Genomic DNA, 25536 nt, shown 5'->3' with positions numbered 1-25536 from the left:
TGTTTAGCGGTGCAATGACCGCCCGTTTCCCCCGCAACACCCCACCCCGCCTGGCTTTCCGCCTTCCGTCCCGTCTCACGCAACTTCCCGCCTTAGCGCGAATCGTACTTATCTCATGACCGCTTCCGAATAAGCTTCATGCGACATGGGAAATATTTTTGGGACAAGGTAATGCTATCTTCGGAATTGGATGGCGATCTACGTGCGCGAGGCCGGCTTTGGCGCGACCCCATGCGTAACGCGCGCCCGGTCCGCACTGTCTTTCGGATTCGCCATGACAACGCAAACCATCCGCTTTTATCACCAGGGGTCCGTCCGTGAGGTCGCGGGCGTCCCTGCGTCGCGCACCGTGCTGCAGCACCTGCGCGAGGATCTGCATTGCACCGGCACCAAGGAAGGCTGCGCGGAAGGCGACTGCGGCGCCTGCACGGTCGTCATCGGCGAACTGGATGCGCACGGCGACCTCGCGCTGAAAGCGGTCAACGCCTGCATCCAGTTCCTGCCGACGCTGGACGGCAAGGCGCTCTTCACGGTCGAAGACCTGCGCGCCGCCGACGGCGCGCTGCATCCCGTGCAACAGGCCATGGTCGACTGCCACGGTTCGCAATGCGGCTTCTGCACGCCCGGCTTCGTGATGTCGATGTGGGCGCTGTACGAAAACCAGCCGGCCGCCGCCGGTCTGCCCACCCGTGATGAAATCAACGCCGCGCTCTCCGGCAATCTGTGCCGTTGCACCGGCTACCGGCCGATCGTCGACGCCTCGCAGAAGATGTTCGACTATCCGCAATACCCGCGCGTGACGCTCGACCGTCGGGCCGTGGTGGATCAATTGCGCGAGCTGCAACGGCGCGACACCTTCGAATACCGTGCGCCCGACACGCGCGGCGCCACGTTCGGCTCGCCCGCCTTTTATGCGCCGATTTCGCTCGATACTTTCGCGAAGCTGCGCGCCGAACATCCGCACGCACGGCTGCTCGCCGGCAGCACCGACGTCGGCCTGTGGGTCACCAAGCAATTCCGCGATCTCGGCGACATTCTGTATGTCGGCAACGTCGCCGAATTGAAGACGATCGAGCGTGATGCGCAGACGCTGACGATCGGCGCGGCCGTCACGCTCGAAGACGCGTACGCGGCGCTCGCCGTCGACTACCCCGAACTCGCCGAACTGTGGACGCGTTTCGCGTCGCTGCCGATCCGCAATGCCGGCACGCTCGGCGGCAACGTCGCGAACGGCTCGCCGATCGGCGACTCGATGCCGGCGCTGCTTGCGCTCGGCGCCGAAGTCGTGCTGCGCCACGGTCCGAAAACGCGCACGCTGCCGCTCGACGCGTTCTACCTCGGCTATCAGAAGACCGCACTCGCCGCCGGGGAATTCGTCGCAGCGCTGCGCGTGCCGCGCCCGGCGGGCAATCTGCGCTTTCGCACCTACAAAGTGTCGAAGCGCTACGATCAGGACATCTCGGCCGTGTGCGCGGCATTCGCGCTGCACCTCGGCGAAAACGGGACCATTCAGCAGGCGCGCATCGCGTTCGGCGGCATGGCGGCCACGCCGAAGCGCGCCGCGCAAACCGAAGCCGTCCTGAATGGCGCAACATGGGACGAAAGCACCGCGCGGCAAGCCATGAATGCGCTCGTCGCCGATTACCAGCCGCTCACCGACATGCGAGCTTCGAGCGCCTATCGACTGAAGGTGGCGCGCAACCTGCTGTGGCGTTTCCACCTCGAAACGCGCGATGACGCGCCGCTCGCCCTCCTCGACGTGAATGCGTTCGCGTTCGAAGCCGGCGCGCCGGACGCCGCCGTTGCGAAGGAGCCGTCGTGATGAACCGGACCGATGCTTTCGTCGAACACGCTGCGAGGCACGTCGCTCACGAAAGCGACGCATCGATCGGCGTATCGTTGCCGCATGAATCGGCCGCGCTGCATGTGAGCGGCGAAGCCACTTACACGGACGATGTACCCGAGTTGCAAGGCACGCTGCATGCTGCGCTCGGCCTGTCGCGCCATGCCCATGCGCGGATCGTGTCGATGGATCTCGACGCGGTCAGGAAAGCGCCGGGCGTGATCGCCGTGCTGACCGCCGAAGACATTCCCGGCGAGAACAATTGCGGCCCGGTGCTGCACGACGACCCGATTCTCGCCGTCGATGAAGTGCTGTATCTCGGCCAGCCGGTGTTCGCCGTGATCGCCGAAAGCCATGAACTCGCCCGCCGTGCCGCCGCGCTGGCAAAAAGCGACGACGTGGTCCGCTACGAACCGCTCGAAGCCATCCTCACGCCCGCTGATGCAAAGGCTGCGAAGCAATTCGTGCTGCCGCCGCTGCATCTCAGACGCGGCGAGCCGGATGCGAAGATCGCCGCCGCACCGCATCGCATCAGCGCCACGTTTGAAGTGGGCGGCCAGGAACAGTTCTATCTGGAAGGCCAGATCGCGTACGCCGTGCCGAAGGAAATGGACGGCATGCTCGTCTACAGTTCGACGCAGCACCCGAGCGAAATGCAGCAGGTGGTCGCGCATATGCTCGACTGGCCGGCACATAACGTGGTGTGCGAATGCCGGCGCATGGGCGGCGGCTTCGGCGGCAAGGAATCGCAATCGGCGCTGTTCGCCTGCGTGGCAGCGCTAGCGGCGAAACGGCTGCGCCGTCCGGTCAAACTGCGCGCCGACCGCGACGACGATTTCATGGTCACCGGCAAGCGCCACGACGCGGTCTACGCGTACGAAGCGGGCTTCGACGACAGCGGCCGCATTCTCGGCGCGCGCGTCGAAATCGCGTTGCGAGCGGGCTATTCCGCTGATCTCTCCGGCGCCGTCGCCACGCGCGCCGTCTGCCACTTCGACAACGCGTACTACCTGTCCGATGTCGACATCGTCGCGCTGTGCTGCAAGACCAACACGCAGTCGAACACCGCGTTTCGCGGCTTCGGCGGTCCGCAAGGCGCGCTCGTGATGGAAGTGATGCTCGACAGCATCGCGCGTCAGTTGAACTGCGATCCGCTCGACGTGCGCCTCGCCAACTACTACGGCATTGGCGAGCGCGACACGACGCCGTACGGACAGCGTGTCGAAGACAACATCATCGCGCCGTTGACCGATGAACTGCTCGGCACCAGCGACTATCGCGCGCGCCGCAAAGCGGTCGCGGCCTTCAACGCAAGCAGTCCGGTGCTCAAGCGTGGCATCGCGTTCTCGCCGGTGAAGTTCGGCATCTCGTTCAACGTGCCGTTTCTGAATCAGGCCGGCGCGCTGGTGCATGTGTACAAAGACGGCTCGGTGCTCGTCAATCACGGCGGCACGGAGATGGGCCAGGGGCTCAACACCAAGGTCGCGCAAGTGGTCGCCAACGAGTTCGGCTTGCCGCTCTCCCGCGTGCGGGTCACGGCAACCGATACATCCAAGGTCGCGAACACGTCGGCGACCGCGGCTTCCACCGGCAGCGACCTGAACGGCAAAGCCGCCGAAGCCGCGGCGAAAACGATTCGCGCCAGGCTCGCGGAACTCGCGGCCAAACAACTCGGCGGTGCGGCGAACGACGTGCAATTCACCAGCGGCGAGGTGTCGGTGAACGGTGGAGCAATGCCCTTCGAACAACTGGTCGGCGCCGCCTATCTGGCGCGCGTGCAGTTGTGGTCGGACGGTTTCTACACGACGCCAAAAGTGCATTGGGACGCGAAAACGCTGACCGGTCATCCGTTTTATTACTTCGCATATGGCGCGGCGGTCTCGGAAGTCGTGATCGACACGCTGACCGGCGAATGGAAACTCGTGCGCGCGGACGTGCTGCACGACGCCGGCCAGTCGATCAACCCGGCCATCGACATCGGCCAGGTGGAAGGCGGCTTCATTCAGGGCATGGGCTGGCTCACCACCGAGGAACTCTGGTGGAACCGCGATGGCCGTCTGATGACGCACGCGCCGTCGACCTACAAGATTCCCGCGGTGAGCGACACGCCCGCCGCGTTCCACGTGCAGCTTTATCAGAACCACAACGCCGAGCCGACCGTGTTCCGCTCGAAGGCCATCGGCGAGCCGCCGTTGCTGTTGCCGTTCTCGGTGTTCCTCGCGATTCGCGACGCGATCGCGGCCGCCGTGCCGGACGCGCAACAGGCGCCGGCATTGCGCGCACCGGCCACGCCCGAAGCGATTCTCGACGCACTGGACGCCTTGCAGCCGCCGGCCGCGCCGGAACCGGCAACGGAACCGGCGGCGACCGACACGACAGCTTGAGAAAATAACCCGCGGCCTGACGCGACACGAACGAGAGAGGCCACACTCAACCGTCCGCACGGACACCCCGCGCGGCCACGTATGGAGAACGCCGGATGCAGCCCTGGCTACCTGACCTGCAACAACTGCTCGCGCACGGCGATGCCGCCGTGCTGGTGACGGTCGCGCGCGTCGAAGGTTCGGCGCCCCGCGAAGCCGGCACCAAGATGATCGTTACGCGCGATTCGGCGAAGCACACCATCGGCGGCGGACACCTCGAATGGAAAGCCATCGAGACCGCGCGCCAGGTGCTGCGCGACGGCATGCGCTCGCCGCACATGCGCCGCCTGGAGCGCTTCGCGCTCGGCCCGAGCCTCGGGCAATGCTGCGGCGGCGCGGTGATTGTCGCGTTCGAGCGGCTCGACGTGGGCGACCTCGGCTGGATCACGTCGCTGGCGAAACGCGTGGCCGCCGGCCTTTCGACGGTGCGTAGCGTATCATTCGGCCCCGCACCGGATGCGGTGATGCTGTCCGACCCCGAGCCGGGCGTCGACGCCGCTGACTGCCTGCTGTGGGACGGCGCGGGTTTCGACGACAGCGGCGCGCTGCTCACCGAAACCATCGCGCCCGGCGACTTCTCGGTCGTGCTGTTCGGCGCCGGTCACGTGGGCGCCGCGCTGGTTCGCGTGATGGCCACGCTGCCTTGCGTGGTCCGCTGGGTGGACGAACGCGACGCGCAGTTTCCGCCCGCGGAATCGCTGCATGCGCCGAACGTGAAGATCGATCCAAACGACGCCCCCGACGAAGCCATCGACCAGGCCGCGCCGAACACGTACTTCATCGTGATGACGCACAACCATGCGCTCGATCTCGAGTTGGCCGAGCGCATTCTGCGGCGCGGGGACTTCGCGTTCTTCGGCATGATCGGCTCGCACAGCAAGCGCAAGCAGTTCGAACACCGGCTGGCCGCGCGCGGTCTCGATCCGTCGCTGATCGCGCGCATGAAGTGCCCGCTCGGCGTGGACGGCATCGTCGACAAGTCGCCGGAGATCATCGCGATCTCGGCGGCGGCACAGGTGCTTCAGGCCGTCGAGGCGAACGCGGGCATGCATCACGCCACGCAGACGGTTTGAAGCGCGGCACGTCGACACAACGCTTACGCATCCGGCCCGAACCGACTCCAACGAAAACCTGACCGACCATGACTACAACGACCGCTACCCCCACGCCGCTGGCCGAAAAAACCGCCCTGGCACCGAAGGCCGAACTGCATATTCATATCGAGGGCTCGCTCGAACCCGAACTGATCTTCGCGCTCGCCGAGCGCAACGGCGTGAAGCTCACCTACGACTCGATCGAAGCTTTGCGCGCCGCCTATGCGTTCACCGACCTGCAATCGTTCCTCGACATCTACTATGCGGGCGCGAGCGTGCTGCTGCACGAGCAGGACTTCTACGACATGACGATGGCCTACGTCGAGCGCTGCCTCGCCGACAACGTAATTCACAGCGAAATCTTCTTCGACCCGCAGACGCACACCGAGCGCGGCGTGCCGATCGCGACGGTCGTGGCCGGCATTGAACGCGCGCTCGCCGACGCGGAAAAGCGCGGCATGACAAGCAAGCTGATTCTGTGCTTCCTGCGCCACCTGTCCGAAGAAGACGCACTCGCCACTTTCGAAGAAGCGCTGCCTTTGTTCGATCAATACAAGCATCGCCTGATCGGCGTGGGTCTCGATTCGTCGGAACGCGGCCATCCGCCTTCGAAGTTCGAGCGCGTGTTCGCCAAGGCGCGCGCGCTCGGCCTGAAACTCGTCGCCCATGCGGGCGAAGAAGGCCCGCCCTCGTATATCTATGAAGCGCTCGATCTGCTGAAAGTGGACCGCGTCGATCACGGCGTGCGCAGCATCGAAGATCCGGCGCTCGTCGCGCGTCTCGCTGATTCGCGCGTCGCGTTGACCGTGTGTCCGCTGTCGAACCTGAAACTGTGCGTGTTCGACGACCTGACCAAGCACACGCTGAAAGACCTGCTCGATCGCGGCGTGGCCGTGACGGTCAATTCCGACGATCCGGCTTACTTCGGCGGCTACGTGAACGCCAACTATTTCGCCACCATCGACGCGTTGAAGCTCAACGATGCCGAGGTCTACACGATCATCCGCAACAGCTTCGAAGCGTCGTTCGTCACGCCCGAGCAACGCAGCGAACTGATCGCGAAGCTCGACGCGCACTGGCACCCAAGCGGTCCGCACTGACGGGCCGATGTATCGCAGCCGGCGGCGGCATGAGCTCATGTGAGAGCCATGATCGAACCGTCGCCCGGACTGTGCAGCTTTCCACAATCGGAGACGGTTTTTCCATGACTCAATCTGCCAACCCGGCCAAAGCAGCCCAATCGGCATTCCGCGCGCAACTGCTGACCTTCAACGGCGATCCCGCGCAATCGCCCAACGCGGCGGTCTTCAATGAGGACGGCCTGCTGATCGTCGAAGACGGCCATGTCGTGGCGGCGGGCGCCTATGCCGCGCTCGCGCCGCAACTCGCGCCCGGCACCCAGGTGCAGGAGATGCGCGACAAGCTGATCGTGCCGGGTTTCATCGATACGCACATTCACTATCCGCAGACGGACATGATCGCGTCGCCGGCGCCGGGTTTGTTGCCGTGGCTCGAGACGTACACGTTCCCGACCGAGCGCCGCTTCACCGATGCGGTCTATGCACGCGACACCGCGAGCTTTTTCGTCGACGAACTGCTGGCGTGCGGCACGACCACGGCGCTCGTGTATTGCACGGTCCATAAGGAATCGGCCGACGCGCTTTTCACCGAGAGCGAAGCGCGTAATCTGCGCATGGTGGCCGGCAAGGTGCTGATGGACCGCAACTGCCCCGAGTTCCTGCGCGACACCGCGCAATCGGGCTACGACGACAGCGCCGAGCTGATCGGCCGCTGGCACAATCGCGGCCGCCAGATGTACGCGCTCACGCCGCGTTTCGCGCCGACCTCGACCGAAGCGCAACTCGAAGCGTGCGGCGTGCTGGCGGGCAAGCACCCGGACATCTTCATCCAGAGCCACGTCGCGGAAAATCACGATGAAGTGAAATGGGTCGCCGATCTGTTCCCCGGTCACCGCAGCTATCTGGACATCTACGATCACTACGGTCTGCTGCGCCGCCGCGCGGTGTACGGCCACTGCATTCACCTCGACGAGGAAGACCGCAAACGCATGGCGCAAACCGGCACGGTCGCCTCGCACTGCCCGACCTCGAACCTGTTCCTCGGCAGCGGCCTGTTCGACTTCGACAAGGCCGATGAAGCCGGCATGCCGATCGCACTGGCGACGGACGTCGGCGGTGGCACGTCGTTCTCGATGCTGCAAACCATGAACGAAGCGCACAAGGTCGCGCGTCTGGGCGGCCATCATCTGACGGCCACGCGCATGTTCTATCTGGCAACGGCCGGCGCGGCCGAAGCGCTCGATCTGGCGGACAAGGTAGGCACGTTGAAGCCGAAGTCGGAAGCGGACTTCGTCGTGCTCGATCCGCGCGCGACGCCGCTGCTCGCGCGCCGCACCGCGCGCACCGAAACGCTGGAGGAACTGTTGTTCGCGTTCGCGCTGCTCGGCGACGATCGTGCGATCTATGAGACGTATGCCGCCGGCAAGCGCGTGCATCGTCGCGACGATATGCGGCGGCATGCGTCGAGCGCGGCCAGGATCGCGGCTTGAGCTGAGTGATTTACGCGGCTGAATGAAGAAACGGCGCTTCAATTTCGAAGCGCCGTTTTTTTGCCCAGCCTTCGCAGCTAGCTCACCGCTGCATGCAAACCTCATGCAACGCATTCAACCGACGCACCGGATCCGCGACATACGGATTCGACTCATCCCACGCATAACCCGCCAGCACCGCGCTGATCATACGGCGAATCGAAGGCGTCTGGTCCGGATAAAAAATGATGTCCTGCAACGCACCGGAATACCAACGCTCGACGAAAGCGCGGAACGTATCGATCCCCTTGCGCAACGGCACGTCGTAAGCGGCCGACCAGTCGACCTGTGCGCCGTCCAGTTGCCGGTTCAAGGTCTGCACCGCGAGTTGCGCCGAGCGCAGCGCGATCGTCACACCGGACGAAAATACCGGATCGAGAAACTCGCCCGCATTGCCGAGCAGCGCGTAACCGGGCCCATGCAGACGCTCCACGTTCGCCGCATAACCACCGATGTGGCGCACCGGCATCAGGAACGGCGCGTTGCCGATCAGGCGGTTGAGCGTCGGCTCCTGCTGGATCAGCGCGCGCAATTTCGTATCGCGCTCCGCCTCCGGCACGTCGAGAAAACTCGCCTCGGCGACACAACCCACCGACGAACGTCCGCCCGCCAGCGGAATCATCCAGAACCACACATCGCGGTGTTCGGGATGCGTCGCCACGCAAATCTTGTTGCGGTCGGTCATGCCGGCCGGAATGCCGTCCTGCACATGCGTGAAGATCGCGGCGCGCGTCGGCATCCGCGTCGGCGCTTCGAGATTCAGCAGACGCGGCAAAACGCGACCGAAGCCGCTTGCGTCGAACACGAAACGCGCTTCGATCTGATAGGCGTGATCCGCTTCGTCGACCACATCGACCAATGGCGTGACGCCGGGATGAACCGCGCGCACGGTATGGCCGAAGCGCACGTCGGCGCCCTGCTCCGCCGCGCAGCGAATCAGAATATCGTCGAATACCGCGCGCTCGACCTGGTAGGTGGTGCCCCAACCCGGCGAATGCTTGTCGCGGAAGTCGAACGCCGACGACTGATCGCGATACACGAAATGCGCGCCGTTCTTGTACTGGAAGCCCGCTTCGACCACGGCCCGCAGCATGCCGGCCTCTTCGAGATAGGCCATGCTCTGCGGCAGCAGGCTCTCGCCGATGGAAAAGCGCGGAAAGTGCTGGCGCTCCAGCACCAGCACGGAACGCCCGGCCTTGCGCAGCAATGCAGCCGCGACCGCGCCTGCCGGTCCGGCACCGATGATCACGACATCGACGGTCGTGCGCTTTGACGAATGTGTACTCAAATTTGCCTCAATCGTTTGGCTTGCCCGGAGCAGCGTTTCGCTGCATCCTTACGTCTCGTTACAATTGCACTTCAACGCCCCGAAGGGAGTCTTCGTGGGGCACAGCAAGAACGCTATTTCGCCGGGGAGCCCAGCGTGTCGCCATCCGAAACATCCAGTGTGCCATTTGTGCCGGAAACCGCTTTCGGGATCTGGTTCCTGCGTACCTACACCTGGGAACATCATGTGCTGCGGGTCGCGATCAACGACCTCAAACGCCTGATCGACACGCCCTTGCCCGAGGCGCCGGTGATCGTCGACGTCGGCTGCGGCCAGGGCATTTCCTTCCGTCTGCTCGCCGAGGCGTTCAAGCCGCGCCGCCTGGTCGGCATCGACTTCCACGAGCCGTCGTTGACGCTCGCCGCTCAGGCAGCGAGCGCCTGCGGCGACAAGCTAGCAGAGATCGAGTTGCTGCACGGCGACTGCGCGAAACTGCCGCTGCCCGACGCGAGCGCCGATATCGTGTTCTGCCATCAAACCTTCCATCACCTCGTCGAACAGGACCGCGCGCTCGCCGAGTTCCGCCGCGTGCTCAAACCGGGCGGCGTGCTGCTGTTCGCCGAATCCACCGACGCGTACATCAAATCGTGGGTGATCCGGCTGCTGTTCCGTCATCCGATGCACGTGCAAAAAAGCGCCGACGGCTACCTCGACATGATCCGCCGCGGCGGCTTCAGCTTCAGCGAGCGCAACATCTCACTGCCCTACCTCTGGTGGAGCCGCGCGAAAGACTTCGGCCTTCTCGAACGGCTCGGCCTGACCCATCCGCAACCCGGCAAGCGTCGTGAAACGCTGGTCAATGTGGCGGCGGTCAAAGCCGGTTAATGCGCAGCAAGGCGCGGGCCAGGTGCGGTAAAACAGCGCGAGGCGGCGGCGCGCATGCCGCCTTCCAGCTTTCCTCGCGCGCATACGTACCCCCGTACGGACTTGCGCCGACCAGGTGTTACTTTCGCAACGTCACCACTTCGCCCGTCAACGCGACACCGGCGATCACCGCGCCCGCGCCACAGGTGTACTCAGTCGCGCTCTCACGCAATTCGTTCTTGTAGTTGCTCTTGATATTGATCACCGCGTTGCCGCCTTCCTTGCGCGCGCGTTCCTGCAACTCGATCACCGCCGAGAGGAACACGTGTTGGCAGGCTTGCAAATCGCTCTTGCCGAACGCGTTGGTCTTCTTGTTGGTCGCGAATTCGCCTATCGTCTTCACGACAGACGGATGGCGTTGGCCCGCGAAGTACAGTGCGATGTCTTCGCTCACTTTGCCGGGTTCGCTTTGCAAGGCCTGATCGACCGGATAGTTGTTGACCGTATCGCGGGCAAAAGCCGGCGTGGCGCTCAGCGTGGCAAACGATGCAAACAATGCGGCAAACAGCAGATGGCGTTTCATTGAGACTCCTTGGTGGTTGTTGTTGCTCTGTGAGTTCTATTTCAATCGACCCGATTCGGCTCAGTTCGATTCCAGCACGACGAGCTGGCCGCTTACGGCGATCGCGGCGGCGCTCGGACTGACGCCGCAAGTGAATTCGGTCGACGAGTTGCTCTCGGTGCTATGAAAACGCGTCGACACATCGATCACGGCATTGGCGTGGCGTTCGCTGGCCGCGGCGCGCAGCTTCTGCACGGCGTCGGCGAGCGCTTCGTGGCAAGCGTCGTCGGGACCGGCGACCTTGCGCGCGATCCGCACGGAGTACGACACGTCGCCCAACCGGCTCTTGACCGCCGGGTGGTCCTGCTGACCGAAATACACCGGCACGTTGCCGCGCGATTGGCCGCCCGCCGCCGCGAGCGGCAGCGACTTCACCTGCGTGGCGCAACCCGCCAGCGTCAACGCCATGACTGCCAGCGCGCCCAATGCACCTGCTCTTTTCATTCTTATCGCCCTCGTTTTTTTATAAAGTCGCGGCCGTTTTCAGCCGCCCTGCCATGCTTCGAACATCAGGCTCGCGCAACTGCCGCCGAACCCGTACGACACCGACATCGCCGTGCCTATGCGCGCCTCGCGCGTGGTGCGCACGAGCGGCATGCCGTCGAGAGCCGGCTCCGGCGTGTCGATATCCGCCGTGCCCGCGATGAAACCGTCGCGCATCATCAGCAGCGTGTAGATCGCCTCGTGCGCGCCGCACGCGCCGAGCGGATGCCCCGTCATACCCTTGGTCGACGAAAACGCCGGCACGCGATGATCGAACGCCGCGCCGAACACCTCGTTCAACGCATGCAGTTCTTCCAGGTCGCCGAGCGGTGTCGACGGTGCGTGCGTGTTGACGTAGTCAGGCCGTTTGCCCGCTTCGTTCAGCGCGCCGCGCATGGCCCGCGCGATCCCCGCTGCACGCGGCGTGACCATGCCGCCGCTGTCCGTGCAGTCGCCGAAACCGGTGAGCTCCGCGTAGATCCGCGCGCCGCGTGCAAGCGCGTGATCGAGCGATTCGAGCACCAGCACGCCGCCGCCCGACGCGATCACGAAACCGTCACGCTCCGTGTCGTAGGGACGCGATGCCTTCTGCGGCGTGTCGTTGAAGCGGCGCGACAACGCGCCCATCGCGTCGAACATCAGCGTCATGTTGTCGTGCAGCGACTCGCTGCCGCCGGCCAGCACGATCTGCTGTCGGCCGGTCTGGATCAATTGCATCGCCTGCCCGATCGCGAGCGCCGAAGTCGTGCACGCCGACGACGGTGAATAGCTGACGCCTTCGAGCCCGAATACCTGCGCGACATTGGCCGACGCGGTGCTGCTCATCGCATGTGGCACCGTATACGGCGGCACTTTGTCGACGCCACGGGCATGCGCGATCGCCATGGCCGCGTCGTAAGTGGACATGTTGCCGACGCCCGAACCGATCACCGTGCCCACGCGCGGCGAGCGCAACTGCGCAGCGTCGAGCCCCGCATCGTCGATCGCCTTGCGCGCGGCATGACACGCGAAGCGCGCAGTGTCGCCCATGAAGCGTTCGAGCTTGCGCTCGAACGGCGGCTCGTGCGCGACCGAGGCGACGCCTGCGACCTGCGAGGCGAAGCCACGCTCGCGCCACGCGTCGATCCGCTCGATCCGCGAGCGGCCCTCGCGCAAGGCAGCGGAGACTTCATCGAGCGTATTGCCGAGACACGACACGATGCCCATGCCGGTCACGACCACGCGTTGCAAAGCCACGCTCATCGAACGCGCCTGAAAATCAGCGACGTGTTGATGCCGCCGAACGCGAAGTTGTTGCTCATCACGTATCCGGCGTCCATCTCACGCCCCGTGCCGACGATGTAATCGAGCGACGCGCAGGCCGGATCGACGTTCTCCAGGTTCAAGGTCGGCGCATACCAGTTGCGCTTCATCATCTCGATGGTCCACCACGCTTCGAGCGCGCCGCACGCGCCGAGCGTGTGGCCGACATAGCTCTTGAGCGAGCTGATCGGCATGCGCGCGCCGAAGGTCTGTGCGGTCGCATGGCTTTCGGCAATGTCGCCGCGATCCGTCGAGGTGCCGTGCGCGTTCACATACTCGATCGCTTCAGGCGGCAGTTGGGCGTCGTTGAGCGCGAGTTGCATCGCTAGCGCCATGGTTTCGGCGGTCGGCTGGGTCATATGCGCGCCGTCCGAGTTGCAGCCGAAACCGACGATCTCCGCGTGAATCCGCGCACCGCGCGCCATTGCATGCTCGTATTCCTCGAGCACCAGCGTGGCCGCGCCTTCGCCGACCACGAGGCCGTCACGCGCGGCGTCGAACGGACGCGGCGTCAGATGCGGTTCGTCGTTGCGCGTGCTGGTGGCGTAAAGCGTGTCGAACACGGCGACAGCCGGCCCTGACAGTTCCTCCGCGCCGCCGGCCAGCATCAGCGTCTGCTTGCCGCTCTGGATCGCTTCGTACGCATAGCCGATCGCCTGGCTGCCCGACGCGCACGCACACGAGGTCGGAATGATCCGCCCTTTCAGATCCCAGAACAGGCTGACGTTGACCGCGGTGGTGTGCGGCATCATCTGCACGTAGCTGTTCGACGTGACGTCGCTCATCGAGCCGGTTTCTAGCATCGTGCCGAACGCGCGGATCGGCTGCACCGAACCGGACGACGAACCATACGCGACGCCCATGCGGCCGTCCTTGATGGTGGCATCGTCGGCGAGGCCCGCGTCGGCGAGCGCCAATTCGCTGGCGCGCACCGAATACATCGACACCGGCCCCATCGAGCGGGTCTTCTTGCGCGGATAATGCGCGGGCGCCGTGAAACCCGGCAACGGACACGCGAGCCGCGTATGCAGCGATTCGAAGTAATCCCACTCGGGCATGCGGCGCACGGCGTTCACGCCGCTCTTCAAACGCGTTTCGATCACGTCCCAGCTATCGCCCAACGCCGTGACGCCGCCCATGCCGGTAATGACGACGCGCTTCATCAGATCATCCCGCCGTTGACGCCGATCACCTGACGCGTGACATACGAGGCCGCATCCGACATCAGGAAGCTGACCACGGACGCCACCTCGGCAGGCTGGCCGACGCGGTTCATCGGCACCGTTTTCAGCGCCTGCTCGAGCGGCATTTCGTCGAGCATGCCGGTCTCGATCAGACCCGGCGCCACGCAATTGACGGTGATGTTGCGCGACGCCAGTTCGACGGCGAGCGCCTTGCTCGCGCCAATCAGGCCGGCCTTCGCCGCGCTGTAGTTGACCTGGCCGCGGTTGCCCATCACGCCGGACACCGAAGCGATGGTGACGATGCGGCCGCCCTTGCGGGCGCGCACCATCGGCATGGTCAAGGGATGGACGACGTTATAGAACGAGTCGAGACCGGTTTCGATCACGATGTCCCAATCTTCCTCGGTGAGCGCGGGGAACGCGGCGTCGCGCGTCACGCCCGCGCTGCATACGATGCCGTAGTACGGGCCGTGCGCCGCGACGTCCGCTTCGAGTACTTCGCGGCACACGGCGCGCTCGCGCACGTCGAACTGCAGCACGCGCGCCGTGCCGCCCTGCGCGGCGATGCCCGTCGCAACCGCGTCCGCTTCACTGCGTCCCGTGCGGCAGTGCACGGACACCGCGAAGCCGTCGGCAGCCAACTTGTACGCAATCGCGCGGCCGATGCCGCGGCTTGCGCCGGTAACGAGAACACGCGGGCTCATGAACTGAAACTCCCTTCTATGAATGACTGAAAATCGCGCGGTTGAAAAACCTTGATGACGGCTTCGGCGCAACTCGCGTCGCCGTGCCGGATCGTGCATTCGTAGGCGCCGTGGCCCTCTTCGCTGCGCAGCAGTTCCGCGACGTGGATCGACAACTGCGCGCCGCCCGCGAACGACGGCTGCAATGCCTTGTAGCTGCGCGAGCCGAGCAGCACGCCGGGCCGCGCGCGGCCGCCGCCGCGCATGGCCAGCAACGCGACGTGCGCGGCGATCGCCTGCGCCATCAGTTCGATGCCGATCCACGCGGGCATGGCGCCGTCGGCGTCGGCATACCATGCGTCCGCGCGCACCGTGGCGCGCGCGCTCAGCGTTTCTTCGCTGAACGTGTCCACGGCGTCGATCAGCAACATGGTGCCGCGATGCGGGATGATCGCTTCGATCGGCTGCTGGACCAGTTCGTCAACGGTGGGCGTCGGGTTCATCGCTTGGTTCATCGGGCAACTCATCGGGCAACTCATCGGGCAAGGACGAGGCTGACATTGCTGCCGCCGAAAGCAAACGAATTGCTCATCGCGTATTGCACGCCGCCTTGCGGCATGAAGCGTTCGCTAACGACCAGGTCCAGTGCAGGCAGCGCGGGATCGGCCTCGCCGTCCCACAGATGACGCGGCAACGGCACGTTGTCATGCGCGAGCGAGAGCCACGTGAAGCCGAGTTCAGTCGCGCCCGCCGCGCCGAGCTGGTGGCCGGTCAACGGCTTGGTACCGCTCGTCGCTACGCCTTGTGCAAACACTCGCGACATCAAACCCGCTTCCATCTCGTCGTTCTTGCGCGTGGCGGTAGCGTGCAGATTCACATAGCCGATCGCCGACGGCTCGATGCCCGCATCGGCGAGCGCCGCGCGCAGCGCGAGTTCGCCGCCCACGCCGCGCGGGTCCGGCGACGAGATGTGATGCGCGTCGCTCGATTCGCCGACGCCCGCGAGCCGCACCGCCGCTTCGTCACGGCCCATGAGGAACACCGCCGCGCCTTCGCCGACATTGATCCCGCAACGATTGTGGCTCATCGGATTGCTGCGCACGTTGCTGGTCGATTCAAGCGAGGCGAAACCCTGCACCGTCAGCTCGCACAGCGAATCGACGCCACCCACCACGACGGCGTCGCACAGTTGCAACTGCAGCAGCCGGCGCGCCGACGCGAAGGCTTTCGCGCTCGATGTGCATGCGGTCGAGATCGTGAACGCCGGACCATGCACGCCGAGCACGGCGGCGGCGAACGGCGCCGCCGTGCCGATTTCCATTTGCCGGTAGTTGAAGTTCGCGGGTAGATCCCCCGCTTGCGCCTGATAGACGAACGCGGCTTCGGCGGCCTCGATGCCCGACGTGCTGGTGCCGAGCACCACGCCGATGCGATGCGCGCCGTAGCGCTCGCGCGCCGCTTCGACAGCGGCGGCAATCTGCGCCAGCGCGGCGAGCAGCAAGCGGTTGTTGCGGCAGTCGTAACGGGCGAGTTCAGCGGGCGGCGCAAGGTCGAGCGGCGCGAGCACGCTGCCGACGAACGCCTCGCCGATCCCCGTATGCGCGTTCGCCATGCCGGGCGAACGGCCGGCGGCAAGCGCCGGGACAATGCTGTCGAGGTCGCCGCCGAGCGCGTTGATCATGCCGAGCGCGTGCAAATAAACTGATGGGGCTTTCATGCGGCCCTCCTTGATTCCGATGGCATGCCGATCGGCGCGAGCAATACCGATACCGCGATGCCGAGCGCGAGTGTCGCGCCGAAACTCTTCAGCGCGGGCATCGCGCTCATGCCGAGCATGCCGAACGACAACAGCGTGGTGGCCGCCGACAGCAGCACGCCCGTCCACACCGCGCCGAGATCCGCGTCCGCGCGCAGGCAGCCTTCGCGCAGGAACACGGCATAGTTTGCGCCCACGCCGAGCACGAGCATCAGCGCCAGCCAATTGAACAGATTGAGCGGCACCTGCGCGTAGCCGAATACGGCAAGCGTGACGCCAACGGCGAGCAGCACCGGCAAGGTCACGGCGATGCCGCCGCGCACACGGTAGCGCAGCATCAGCAAAACGAGCACGAGGGCCAGCGCGCCGCCGAGCCACCAGCCGCTATCCACGCGATACGCGCCGAACAGCTTCGACACGCTGGCGGCCTTGTCGACGAACACGACGCCGGGCAACCCCTGCGCGGTCGCGATCAGCGCGGGTTCATTCTGCGGCGTCACGCCCTGCGGAATGACGACCGCGGCATAGGCTTTCGTCGATGCATCGACTTCGCCGAGCCAGAGATGTTTGTACGGTTGCGACCACGGCGCCGCGAGCCACCTGTCGATCGTGAGCGGCGCTTGTGGTTTGGCGTATGAGGCGATCCAGGCGTCGGCGACTTCGTCCTTGAAGCCGGCCTGCAGGAGCGTGGCGCGCAACGCGGCGCGGTCGTTGAACACGTGTTGTGCGAGCAACGCGCGGTCTTCATTCTGCTGTTTCGCGGACGGCACGAACTGCGCGACCGACTGATAGCTGCCGACCTTGTTCGCAGTGCCGTTCAACGCGTCCAGTTTCGTGCCCAATGCTTCCGCGCGTTGCAGCACGAGTTCCGGCGTCTCGCCGCGCACGACGAAAAACTGCGCGCTGTTATCCACGCCGACGGCCTCGCGCACCTTGTCTTCCTGCGCGACGAGCGCGGGATCGCGCTGGATCAGCAGGTGGATGTCGTCGTCGCTGGTCAGACGCAGCCAGCCGGGAATCGCCAGCAGCAGCAACAGCGCAGCCACCAACCACGCGCGCTTGCCGCCGATCGTGCGATGCCACACTGTCAGCAAGCGCGCCGCGCCTGCAAACACGCGTTTCGGGCTGCGTTTGGGCGCGCACGTGAGCAGCGCGGGCAGCAGCCACAGCACGGAGGCGAACGCCGTCGTAATGCCGGCAATCGCGAAGCAGGCGATCTGCTTGAGTGCGGGAAACGGCACCCACGTGAGAATCGCGTAGCCGAGCAGGCTCGTCGCGAGCGCCACGCTCAACGCGGGACGCACGGCGCGCGCGCCGCGAGCCGCGTCCCAGCCGCGCTGCGCGCCGAGATACACCACGAAGTATTGAATCGAATAGTCGACGGCCTCGCCGATCAGGCTGGCGCCGAACACGAGCGTCAACAGATGCAGCTTGCCGAATACCAGCATCGTCACCGCAAGCGCGCAGACAATGCCGAGCGCGGTCGATACGAAACCGAGCAGCAACAGACGCGGTGAGCGGAACACCCACATCATCAGAAGCGCGATGCCGCACAGCGACGCGACGCCGATCAGATGCACTTCATGTTCCGATGCGCTGCGCGCCGATTCCGCGTAAAACACGGCGCCGGTTCGCGCCACGGAGACATCGGGGAACGCTTGCTTCAATGCGCTTTCGCCTCGTGCGAGCGCTGCGAGTACCGCGCGCTGCGTCTTGGTTTCGTACGCGGAGCCCGGCAATGTCGCGACGATCAGCACGCTGGTGGCGGCGCCGCGATGCGCAACCAGCATGTTGTCTTCGAGTTCGAGATTCGATGTAGCGAGCGGCAGGCCGCCGAGCCAGTGTTCGAGCCAGCCGAACGGATCGTCGGCGAGCGGCGTGCTGAGCCCGCCGCGCAGCGGGCTGTAGATGCGCTGGGCGAGCGTGTCGTGCAATGTGGTATTCGCCGCGCCGTTTGAGAGCGATGCGCGGTCCGCCGGCGCCAGCAAGCCGAAGCGATACGGCATATACAGCGCAGCGATCTGCGACAGATCGAACGGCGGCAATTCCGCCGTCACCGAACCGAACGCGCCGCTCTTCTGCAACGACGCGCCGAGTTGTTTCGCCGCGGCTTTCGCGTGCGCGTCGTCGTTGCTGGTGACGAGGAAAACGGTGCGGTCGCCCAGCGCGCTCGCCAGCGTATCGACTGCCTTTTCGGCGACCGGATCGGCCTCGGTCGCCGGCAATAGCGCGAGCAGATTGGTTTGCAGCGGCGACGATCCCGCGAACCGCCAGCCGCAATACAGCGCCGCAACGAGCGCGAGCAGCAGCCACGCGGCGCGCATGCCCCACGCCTGTTTCGCGGATCGCTGTTGCAGCATTTCCATTACGGCGCCCCGAGCAGACCGCGTTCAGCCGCGGTGAGTTCGGTCACGGCCGCGCTCTTCGTGAAGTCGAGTTGGGTGACGTCGCCGTTCGCGAGCGTGATGCGCAAACGCTGCAGATAGTCGCCACCGTTCATCTCCAGACCTTTGATCGACTGCGCGATCTGCGGCTGGTTCGGCGTGAGTTGCATGCGCCACTGCGCGGCGCTGCCTTCGGCCTGCACGTCGAATTGCGAGTAGAGTGCCGACAGATCGCCGCCGAGCATCGCGCGCATCATCTTCGAGACTTGCGCGACACCGCGCGTGCCCTGCGCGCTGTGAGCCGTGACGCGCTGGCCGTTGGCGTTGACTTCGGTCACTCCGGCATCGGTGATCACGTAGGTGGCTTTGTACGGCGTGTCGATCTGCCAGATCACGCCGCGTTCGCGGAAGAACAGCAGCGAGCCGGTGCTGACGAGCGGCTGCTTCATCGCGGCGAGCGTTTGCGTCTGCGTGAATTGCGCGCGCACGCCCTTGGCCTGCGCGAGGTGCGCGGCGATCTGCGAGACGAGCGCGGGGTTGCCAGGCGCGGCTTCTTTCGTCGATGCGGCGGACGCAGCCGATGCGGGCTCCATCCATACGACTGTCGCGACAAGCACGCTCAGCGCACTCAATATGCCGACGATCGCAGCGCGCAAATTCATCGTCCCCATACGCGCTCCAGCTTGTCGAACACGACCGGCGGCGAGACGAACTGCAACTCCTGAGTGGCGGCTTCGACCGCGACCTGGATCGTATAACCCTTGGTCAGCCGCGTGCCAGTCGCGCAATCGACGATTTCATAGCCTATTTTCAGGCGGTTTTCGTGTTCGAGCAGTTGCGTGCGCACTTCGATCTGCTGACCGTAGGTGGCCGGCTTCACGTACTTGAGATGCGCTTCCACGATCGGCCACAGATAACCCGAAGCCTGCATCTCGCGATAGTCGTAGTCGAAAGCGCGCAACAGCGCCGCGCGGCCGATCTCGAAGTACTTCAGATAGTGGCCGTGCCAGCACACGTTCATCGCGTCGACATCGTGGAACGGCACTTCCACCGTCGCGCTCGCGCTCAGCACTTTGCGGGAACCGGTCATGCGCTCGATCCTCCGCGAGAGTCGCTCGCCAGATCGCACGCGGCAATGCGCGCGGTCAGCGCGCGCAACTCGTGTTCGAGCGCGCGGTCTTCGTCGACGAACGGCGACTGCGCGCCGACGCTGTCGATGAACGCTTGCAGCGGCGCCGGCACCGGCGTCGCGCTGTCGATCTTCAAGCGCAGACGCGCGGCTTGCACCGTCGCGAGCGTATGCGCGGCGGCGACCTGCTCGGTCAGTTCCAGCACGCGCAAGCAGTCGCGCGCGGCGATCGTGCCCATGCTGACCTTGTCCTGATTGTGCGCCTCGGTGGAGCGCGAAAAGACGCTCGCGGGCATCGTGTTCTTCAAGGCTTCAGCGGTCCATGCGGACGACGAAATCTGCACCGCCTTGAAACCGTGATTGATCGCGGCACGCGCGGGCGCCGCGCCCGACAGATTGCGCGGCAAGCCATTGTTGAAATTCACGTCGACCAGCAGCGCGAGTTGCCGGTCCATCAGATCGGCGAGATTGGCGACCGCGACCTTCAGCGAGTCCATCGCAAAGGCGATATGGCCGCCGTAGAAGTTGCCGCCGTGCAGCACGCGTTCGTTGTCCGGATCGATCAGCGGGTTGTCGTTCGCGCTGTTCAGTTCGTTCTCGACATCGCGGCGCACCCACGAGAGCGCATCGCGCGCCACGCCGATCACATGCGGCGCGCAGCGAATCGAATAACGGTCCTGCAGACGGTGGCCCGGCGTGTCGTCGCGGCCGGACAGGTCGTCGCGAATCCAAGCCGCGGCTTCGGCCTGGCCGGCGTGCGGCTTCACTTCGAAGAGCATCGCGTCGAAGTGCGCGGCGCGGCCGTCGAGCGCGACGGTGCACAACGCCGTCAGGCGCGCCGTGAGCCGCGTCAGATGATCGGCGCGCGCAAACGCGAGACAGGCGAGGCCCGTCATCACGGCGGTGCCGTTCATCAGCGCGAGCCCTTCTTTCGGCGCGAGCGTGAGCGGCGTGTGACCGAGTTCGGTCCACACTTCGCGCACGTCACGCAGATGTCCTTCGAACATCACGTCACGTTCACCTGCAAGCGCGGCGGCCACATACGAGAGCGGCGTGAGATCGCCGCTCGCGCCCACCGAACCTTCCGACGGAATGCGCGGCAGCACACGATGATTGACCAGATCGGCCAGACGTTCGAGCAACACCGGACGCACGCCGGAAAAACCATAAGCGAGCGAGTTGAGCCGCGCGGCGATCACCGCGAGCGTTTGCGCGTCGTCGAGATATTGGCCCATGCCGCAGCCGTGATAGCGCGTGAGTTGCAGCGGCAAGGCTTCGACCAGTTCCATCGGCACGTCGACTACGCAGGCGTCGCCGTAACCGGTGTTGACGCCGTACACGGTCGCGCCCGCGGCCAGATGGCGGCGCAGAAAATCCGCGCCGCGCTGAATACGCGCGCGCCACGCCGGATCGTCGCTCAAGGCGACCGGCGCGCGATGCTGCGCAATCGCGACGACCTCTTCGATCGTCAGCTTGCGCCCGCCTATTACGACTGCCGCGTTGTTCACGTTCGCGCCTGTGTTCGGCACATCGATCAGATCATGTTCGGCCATTCGCGCCTCGCTTGGGGCTGGCCCAGAAATCGAAGAAGTTGAACCATTGGTAAGGTGCCTTGCGGCAATAGTGTTCGAGACGCACGGCATAGCGCTGCGCCCACGCGGCGAGATGCTGCGCGCGTTCGCGGCGCGGCAGGTCGATGCGCTCGGCGAACGGTTCGAAATAGAGACGGTAGCCGTCGTGCTCTTTCAGACAGAAGAACAGGTAGACCGGACAGCCCAGCGCATGCGCGAGCACATACGGACCTTGCGCGAACGGCGCGGTCGAGCCGAGAAATTGCGCTTCGGTCGTGCGCCCCGCTTCGTGGGCGGGCACGCGGTCGCCGACGATCACCAGCAGCTCGCCGGCATCGACGCGCTCCTGCATCATCATCGCGGTCTCGGGTCCGAAGTCGCTGACTTCGAGCAGATGCTTCGCGAACCCGCTATTGGCCGAAGCCAGCACGCTATTGAAGCGACGCGCGTGCTCCGTGTAGACGACCGCCGTGACCTTGGCATAAGCGCCCTGCGCGGCGAGCGCGCGGGTCATTTCCAGATTGCCGAGATGCGCACCGATCACGAGCGCGCCCTTGCCGCTCGCCACCAACGCTTCGAATGCCGAAGGATCTTCGAATTTGACGTCGGCGTTGTTCACGCGGCCCGACCATGCCGCGAGCTTGTCGAAGCCCGATTGCGCGAACGCCAGCATATGGCGGTACGCGGACAGCCAGCCCGGACGTGGCGTATCGCCATGCGGCGCGGCCTCGCCGAGATGCTTGAAGTAGTTGCTGGAGGCCTCGCGCGCGGCGCGCCCCGTCAGCAGAAAATACGCGACGATCGGATGCAGCCACAGCGCGGTGAAGCGCCGGCCGAACAGCTTGCAACTGAGCGCGAGCAGCGACATGCCGAGATGGCTGCCGCGTTCGGCGATACGCCACCAGTCCTGTTGGTTCTCGTTGCCCTGCCCGTCCGCGAGTGCGGAGCGACGCGGCATCACCTTGTGCGCGAGCAGCATCGGCAGACGCCACAGCATGCCGAACACGAGCCGCGTATGACTGCGGCTGATGCGAACGTTGTCCCACAGCACGTCGAAATGCGAGACGCCGTCGCTTGCATAGGTGACGCGTGTGGGAATCGAGCAGAACGCGGCGCGCCGCCAATACAGGCGCACGAGAATCTCTATGTCGAAGTCCATGCGCGTGGGCAGTTGCACGCTGTCGATCAGATTGCAGGCGAGCGCCAGCGGATACAGGCGAAAGCCGCACATCGAGTCGCGGATCGTCAGCGAAAGCGTTTCGATCCACACCCACACATGCGTCAGGTAACGGCCGTAGAGACGCGCTTTCGGCACGCTCTCGTCGTAGACCGGGCGGCCGAGAATCACCGCGCCCGGTTCGGCGCGCGCCGCTTCGATGAAACGCGGCACGTCGGTGGCGTCGTGCTGGCCGTCGGCGTCGATCTGCAACGCGTGCGTGTAGCCCGCCTTGCGCGCGGCGCGCAGCCCCGCCATCACCGCCGCGCCCTTGCCGCCGTTGACCGGCAGGCGCAGCAGCGTGAGCTGTCCCGCGTACTGCTGCGCGAGCGCGGCGAGCACCTGCTGGGTGGCCTCGTCGCTGCCATCATCGACGACAAACAACGGCAGGCCGTGAACCGCCAGATGCGCGACGGTCGCGCCGATCGCGTCCTTATGGTTGTAGATCGGAATGACGATGCATGGAGAGAAGGTCATCACGCGCCCTCCCCGTAGACGATCACGCCGGACGCGCAGTCGCGGCCGCTCACGCGGTACGCGAACTGCACGCGCCGGCGCGCCGCGTCGTGCGCGAGCGTGAGCTTGAGCACCGCACCCGGCGACACCGGCGCCATGAATTTCAGTCGATCGATCGACGCCACCGCGCGCACGGCAGGCACATGCTCGGCCGCCAGACGCATCGCCCAGTCGACCTGGACGACGCCAGGCAGAATCGGCAGGCCGGGAAAGTGGCCGGCGAAATGCACGAGCGAGGGCGGCACGCGCAACTCGTAGTGCAGCGTGTCGCCGCTGCGCGCTTCGGCCAGCACTTCCATGCCTTCGACGCGCGGTTCGAACGCGGCCGCCACGGCGGCTACCGGCAATTTGCCGCGCGCGTCGAATGGCAGCGTGACGCGAAAACGCCAGTGGCGCGGCAGCACCACGACGTCGAAATATTCGGCGAGATGCCGGCGCAGGACTTTCGCGAGCGCCACGCGGCCTTCGTCGCGCAAGGCCGCGCCGCCCGCTTCGGTCAGCGCCACGACGGCGCCGACGCGCTCGCGCGAGGCGCCTTCCAGCGGCACGAGCGCCGCTTGCGCCACATACGGATGCAGCGCGAGGCGCGCTTCCAGTTCCGGCAGCGAGACGCGCTTGCCGTCGAGCTTGAGCACGCGGTCAAGCCGGCCTTGCAGGCGGAAGCGGCCCTCGGCGTCGAAGGCGATCTTGTCGTCGGTGCGATGCCAGCCGGCGTGATCGAGATGCGGCGAGCGGACATTCAGCGCGCCGTCTTCGTCGCGGCGCACTTCGATGCCGGACACCGGTTGCCAGGCATCGGTCTGATCCTGGCGCCGCCACGCGATGCCGCCGGTTTCCGTGCTGCCGTAAATCTCGAGCGGCGCCGCGCCGTAGGCTGCGGCGTATTCCTGCGCGGCTTCGAGCGCGAGCGGACCACCCGATGAAAAGAACGCGCGCGGCGCCGGCGTCAGGTCGGCGAAGCCGGGCAACGCAGGCCAGCGCGACAGTTGTGCGGGCGTCGAGACGATCACTGCTGCGCCGCATCGGTCGATCTGCGCTTGCAGATGCAACGGCTCGATGCTGACCGCGCGGTCGAAGGCACGGCCGGCTGCGAGCGGCCAGAGCACGCGAAACAGCAAACCGTAGATGTGGTGATGCGGCACGCTCGCGAGCATCGTCGCGTCGCCGACTAGCGCGCCCCACTGCTTTTCAAGCGTGTGCACTTCGGCGTTGAATTGCGCGAGCGTCTTGCGGATCGGCTTGGGGCGGCCGCTGCTGCCTGAGGTGTAGAGCGTGAGCGGAGCTTGTGGGTCGATTGCGTAAGTCGCGCGGGACGTATGCGCTGCAGCAGCGTCGGCCTTGCCTTCGACAGCGGCTGCAAATGGCGGCAAATCCGCGTCGGCCAGCACGACTTCATACGCGTCGGCGAGATCGGCGAGATAGCCCGGCGTCGAGTTGGCCGGAATCACCGGCTCCTTGCCGCACGCGAACAGCGCAAAGAGCGCGCAGGCAAAATCGAACGGATCGTCGATGCACATCGCGTAGCGTTGCGCAGCTTGCGTTTGCACGAGCGCGATCAGCCCGGCGACGCGCGCGCGAAACGCCGCGCGATCGAGCAGCGCGGCGCCGTCACGGCATACGGGCGCATGCACCACGGCAGTCCCACCAGCTACCGACAACAGATCATGCAACGCGATCATGCCGCCTCCGAACGCGCGGCGCGCGGCAGCACGACCAGATAACGCCAGATGACCTCGGCCACCAGCAGCACGCCGATCAGCACATAGGCGATCGCGCCGTTATAGAGCGACCAGCTTGCGCGGCTCCAATACAGCGCGGTATAAGCGGAAAACACGCCGTTCAGTGCGAAGAACGCACACCACACCTGGGTCACGCGCAGCGTATGGCGCACCGCGCCCGGCGGCAGGTTCGGATTGCCGAGGCGCGCGAACTTTTCGATCATCGACGGCCCGCGCACGAGCGTCGCCCCGAACGCGATCAACAGGCCCAGATTGACGAGCGACGGGTAAAGACGCAGCAGCAGCTCGCTATTGGTCAACACGATCGCCGCCGACGCGCAGCTCAGCAAACCGACCACGGTCCAGTCGATTGTGGAAAGCCGCCGCAACGAGGTCGCGACCGGGCCGCTGCCGGCCCAGCGCTGCAGCCACAGGATCGCAAACAGCATGCAGCCGACGTAGCGCGGCGTGTCCCATTTCCACGCGCACAGAATCAACGCGGGGTACGCGAGCTTTAACAGCACCTGCACGACGGTTTTGCCCAGGTGGCGCTCAGTGCCGGGCGAGGCATCGGCGGCCCGATCCGCCGCCGCTTGCGTTCGCGAGCGCACGGATGGCATCAGCCTTGTGCCGCCAGCAGCGATTCGACCGCACCGATCACGTCGCCGACGGTGCGCACCGACTTGAACTCTTCCGGCTTGATGCGGCGTCCGGTCATCTCCTGCAGTTTGATCGCGAGGTCGACGGCGTCGATGCTGTCGAGATCGAGGTCTTCGAACAGATGCGCCTGCGGCGTGACGCGCTCGGGCTCGATTGCGAAGTTCTCTTTGAAGATGGCGCGGATGCGCTCCAGAATCTCTACCTCGGACACGA

Annotated in this window: 22 protein-coding genes; 6 read left to right on the top strand and 16 right to left on the bottom strand. The window is 65.5% G+C overall.

Going from position 1 to position 25536, the window contains the following annotated elements; genetic code table 11:
- Nucleotides 1-274 precede the first annotated feature (274 nt).
- The 5 genes from xdhA (at nt 275) to guaD (ending at nt 7929) form a co-directional block, all read left to right on the top strand.
- Nucleotides 275-1822, top strand: coding sequence for a xanthine dehydrogenase small subunit (gene xdhA / locus P0D96_RS30455; protein WP_408317143.1), 1548 nt, complete (start codon nt 275-277; stop codon nt 1820-1822).
- Nucleotides 1822-4227, top strand: a complete 2406-nt coding sequence (xdhB, locus tag P0D96_RS30450; RefSeq protein WP_408317141.1) for a xanthine dehydrogenase molybdopterin binding subunit — start codon at nt 1822-1824, stop codon at nt 4225-4227. The genes xdhA and xdhB overlap by 1 nt, the downstream gene beginning before the upstream one ends.
- A 95-nt stretch (nt 4228-4322) precedes the next feature.
- Entirely contained in the window at nt 4323-5339 is a 1017-nt protein-coding gene (gene xdhC, locus P0D96_RS30445) for a xanthine dehydrogenase accessory protein XdhC (protein ID WP_408317139.1), read from the top strand.
- 68 nt (nt 5340-5407) lie between these two features.
- Complete coding sequence (locus P0D96_RS30440) at nt 5408-6460, top strand: adenosine deaminase (RefSeq protein WP_408290219.1); 1053 nt, start codon at nt 5408-5410, stop codon at nt 6458-6460.
- A gap of 104 nt (nt 6461-6564) precedes the next feature.
- The gene (gene guaD, locus P0D96_RS30435) at nt 6565-7929 is read left to right on the top strand and encodes a guanine deaminase (protein ID WP_408317138.1); all 1365 of its coding nucleotides are present in this window, start codon (nt 6565-6567) and stop codon (nt 7927-7929) included.
- A gap of 82 nt (nt 7930-8011) precedes the next feature.
- Here guaD and P0D96_RS30430 read toward each other — a convergent pair whose 3' ends face one another.
- Complete coding sequence (locus tag P0D96_RS30430) at nt 8012-9256, bottom strand: NAD(P)/FAD-dependent oxidoreductase (protein WP_408290222.1); 1245 nt, start codon at nt 9254-9256, stop codon at nt 8012-8014.
- 135 nt (nt 9257-9391) lie between these two features.
- On the opposite strand from P0D96_RS30430, the gene P0D96_RS30425 reads away from it, so the two are divergent.
- A complete protein-coding gene (locus tag P0D96_RS30425; RefSeq protein ID WP_408317136.1) occupies nt 9392-10120 on the top strand; it encodes a class I SAM-dependent methyltransferase in 729 nt (242 codons plus the stop codon).
- Between the two features lie 118 nt (nt 10121-10238).
- Here the strand turns inward: P0D96_RS30425 and P0D96_RS30420 are convergent, their stop codons facing one another.
- From P0D96_RS30420 to P0D96_RS30350, 15 genes are read right to left on the bottom strand one after another with little or no spacing between them, the layout of a single operon-like run.
- A complete protein-coding gene (locus P0D96_RS30420) occupies nt 10239-10682 on the bottom strand; it encodes an excinuclease ABC subunit A (protein ID WP_408180571.1) in 444 nt (147 codons plus the stop codon).
- 60 nt (nt 10683-10742) lie between these two features.
- Nucleotides 10743-11165: a signal peptidase gene (locus P0D96_RS30415; protein ID WP_408180570.1), complete on the bottom strand. Its 423-nt coding sequence runs from the start codon at nt 11163-11165 to the stop codon at nt 10743-10745.
- A gap of 39 nt (nt 11166-11204) precedes the next feature.
- Nucleotides 11205-12446, bottom strand: coding sequence for a beta-ketoacyl-[acyl-carrier-protein] synthase family protein (locus P0D96_RS30410; protein ID WP_408317134.1), 1242 nt, complete (start codon nt 12444-12446; stop codon nt 11205-11207).
- A complete protein-coding gene (locus tag P0D96_RS30405) occupies nt 12443-13669 on the bottom strand; it encodes a beta-ketoacyl-ACP synthase (protein ID WP_408317132.1) in 1227 nt (408 codons plus the stop codon). Before P0D96_RS30405 ends, P0D96_RS30410 begins: the two co-directional genes overlap by 4 nt.
- On the bottom strand, nt 13669-14394 hold the full coding sequence (locus P0D96_RS30400) for a 3-ketoacyl-ACP reductase FabG2 (protein ID WP_408317130.1): 726 nt from the start codon (nt 14392-14394) through the stop codon (nt 13669-13671). Before P0D96_RS30400 ends, P0D96_RS30405 begins: the two co-directional genes overlap by 1 nt.
- Nucleotides 14391-14876 carry a hotdog family protein gene (locus tag P0D96_RS30395; RefSeq protein ID WP_132376818.1) on the bottom strand — a complete coding sequence of 162 codons (486 nt, stop codon included), beginning with the start codon at nt 14874-14876 and terminating at the stop codon, nt 14391-14393. Before P0D96_RS30395 ends, P0D96_RS30400 begins: the two co-directional genes overlap by 4 nt.
- 32 nt (nt 14877-14908) lie before the next feature.
- Nucleotides 14909-16090: a beta-ketoacyl-[acyl-carrier-protein] synthase family protein gene (locus P0D96_RS30390; RefSeq protein WP_408317128.1), complete on the bottom strand. Its 1182-nt coding sequence runs from the start codon at nt 16088-16090 to the stop codon at nt 14909-14911.
- Complete coding sequence (locus P0D96_RS30385) at nt 16087-18495, bottom strand: MMPL family transporter (protein WP_408317126.1); 2409 nt, start codon at nt 18493-18495, stop codon at nt 16087-16089. Before P0D96_RS30385 ends, P0D96_RS30390 begins: the two co-directional genes overlap by 4 nt.
- A complete protein-coding gene (locus P0D96_RS30380; RefSeq protein ID WP_408317124.1) occupies nt 18495-19184 on the bottom strand; it encodes an outer membrane lipoprotein carrier protein LolA in 690 nt (229 codons plus the stop codon). The genes P0D96_RS30385 and P0D96_RS30380 overlap by 1 nt, the downstream gene beginning before the upstream one ends.
- Nucleotides 19172-19603, bottom strand: coding sequence for an acyl-CoA thioesterase (locus P0D96_RS30375; RefSeq protein WP_408317122.1), 432 nt, complete (start codon nt 19601-19603; stop codon nt 19172-19174). Before P0D96_RS30375 ends, P0D96_RS30380 begins: the two co-directional genes overlap by 13 nt.
- Nucleotides 19600-21195: an HAL/PAL/TAL family ammonia-lyase gene (locus tag P0D96_RS30370; RefSeq protein WP_408317120.1), complete on the bottom strand. Its 1596-nt coding sequence runs from the start codon at nt 21193-21195 to the stop codon at nt 19600-19602. Before P0D96_RS30370 ends, P0D96_RS30375 begins: the two co-directional genes overlap by 4 nt.
- On the bottom strand, nt 21182-22906 hold the full coding sequence (locus P0D96_RS30365) for a glycosyltransferase family 2 protein (RefSeq protein WP_408317119.1): 1725 nt from the start codon (nt 22904-22906) through the stop codon (nt 21182-21184). The genes P0D96_RS30370 and P0D96_RS30365 overlap by 14 nt, the downstream gene beginning before the upstream one ends.
- Nucleotides 22906-24624, bottom strand: a complete 1719-nt coding sequence (locus tag P0D96_RS30360) for an ApeI family dehydratase (RefSeq protein ID WP_408317117.1) — start codon at nt 24622-24624, stop codon at nt 22906-22908. Before P0D96_RS30360 ends, P0D96_RS30365 begins: the two co-directional genes overlap by 1 nt.
- Nucleotides 24621-25283, bottom strand: coding sequence for a COG4648 family protein (locus P0D96_RS30355; RefSeq protein WP_408216193.1), 663 nt, complete (start codon nt 25281-25283; stop codon nt 24621-24623). The genes P0D96_RS30360 and P0D96_RS30355 overlap by 4 nt, the downstream gene beginning before the upstream one ends.
- Entirely contained in the window at nt 25283-25534 is a 252-nt protein-coding gene (locus P0D96_RS30350) for an acyl carrier protein (RefSeq protein WP_408317115.1), read from the bottom strand. The genes P0D96_RS30355 and P0D96_RS30350 overlap by 1 nt, the downstream gene beginning before the upstream one ends.
- Nucleotides 25535-25536 lie beyond the last annotated feature (2 nt).

It is taken from the genome of Paraburkholderia sp. RL17-347-BIC-D (genome assembly GCF_046027915.1).
GTDB lineage: Bacteria > Pseudomonadota > Gammaproteobacteria > Burkholderiales > Burkholderiaceae > Paraburkholderia.
Note: the sequence above shows the minus strand (reverse complement) of the source record. Positions and strands in the feature narration are given on the sequence as shown.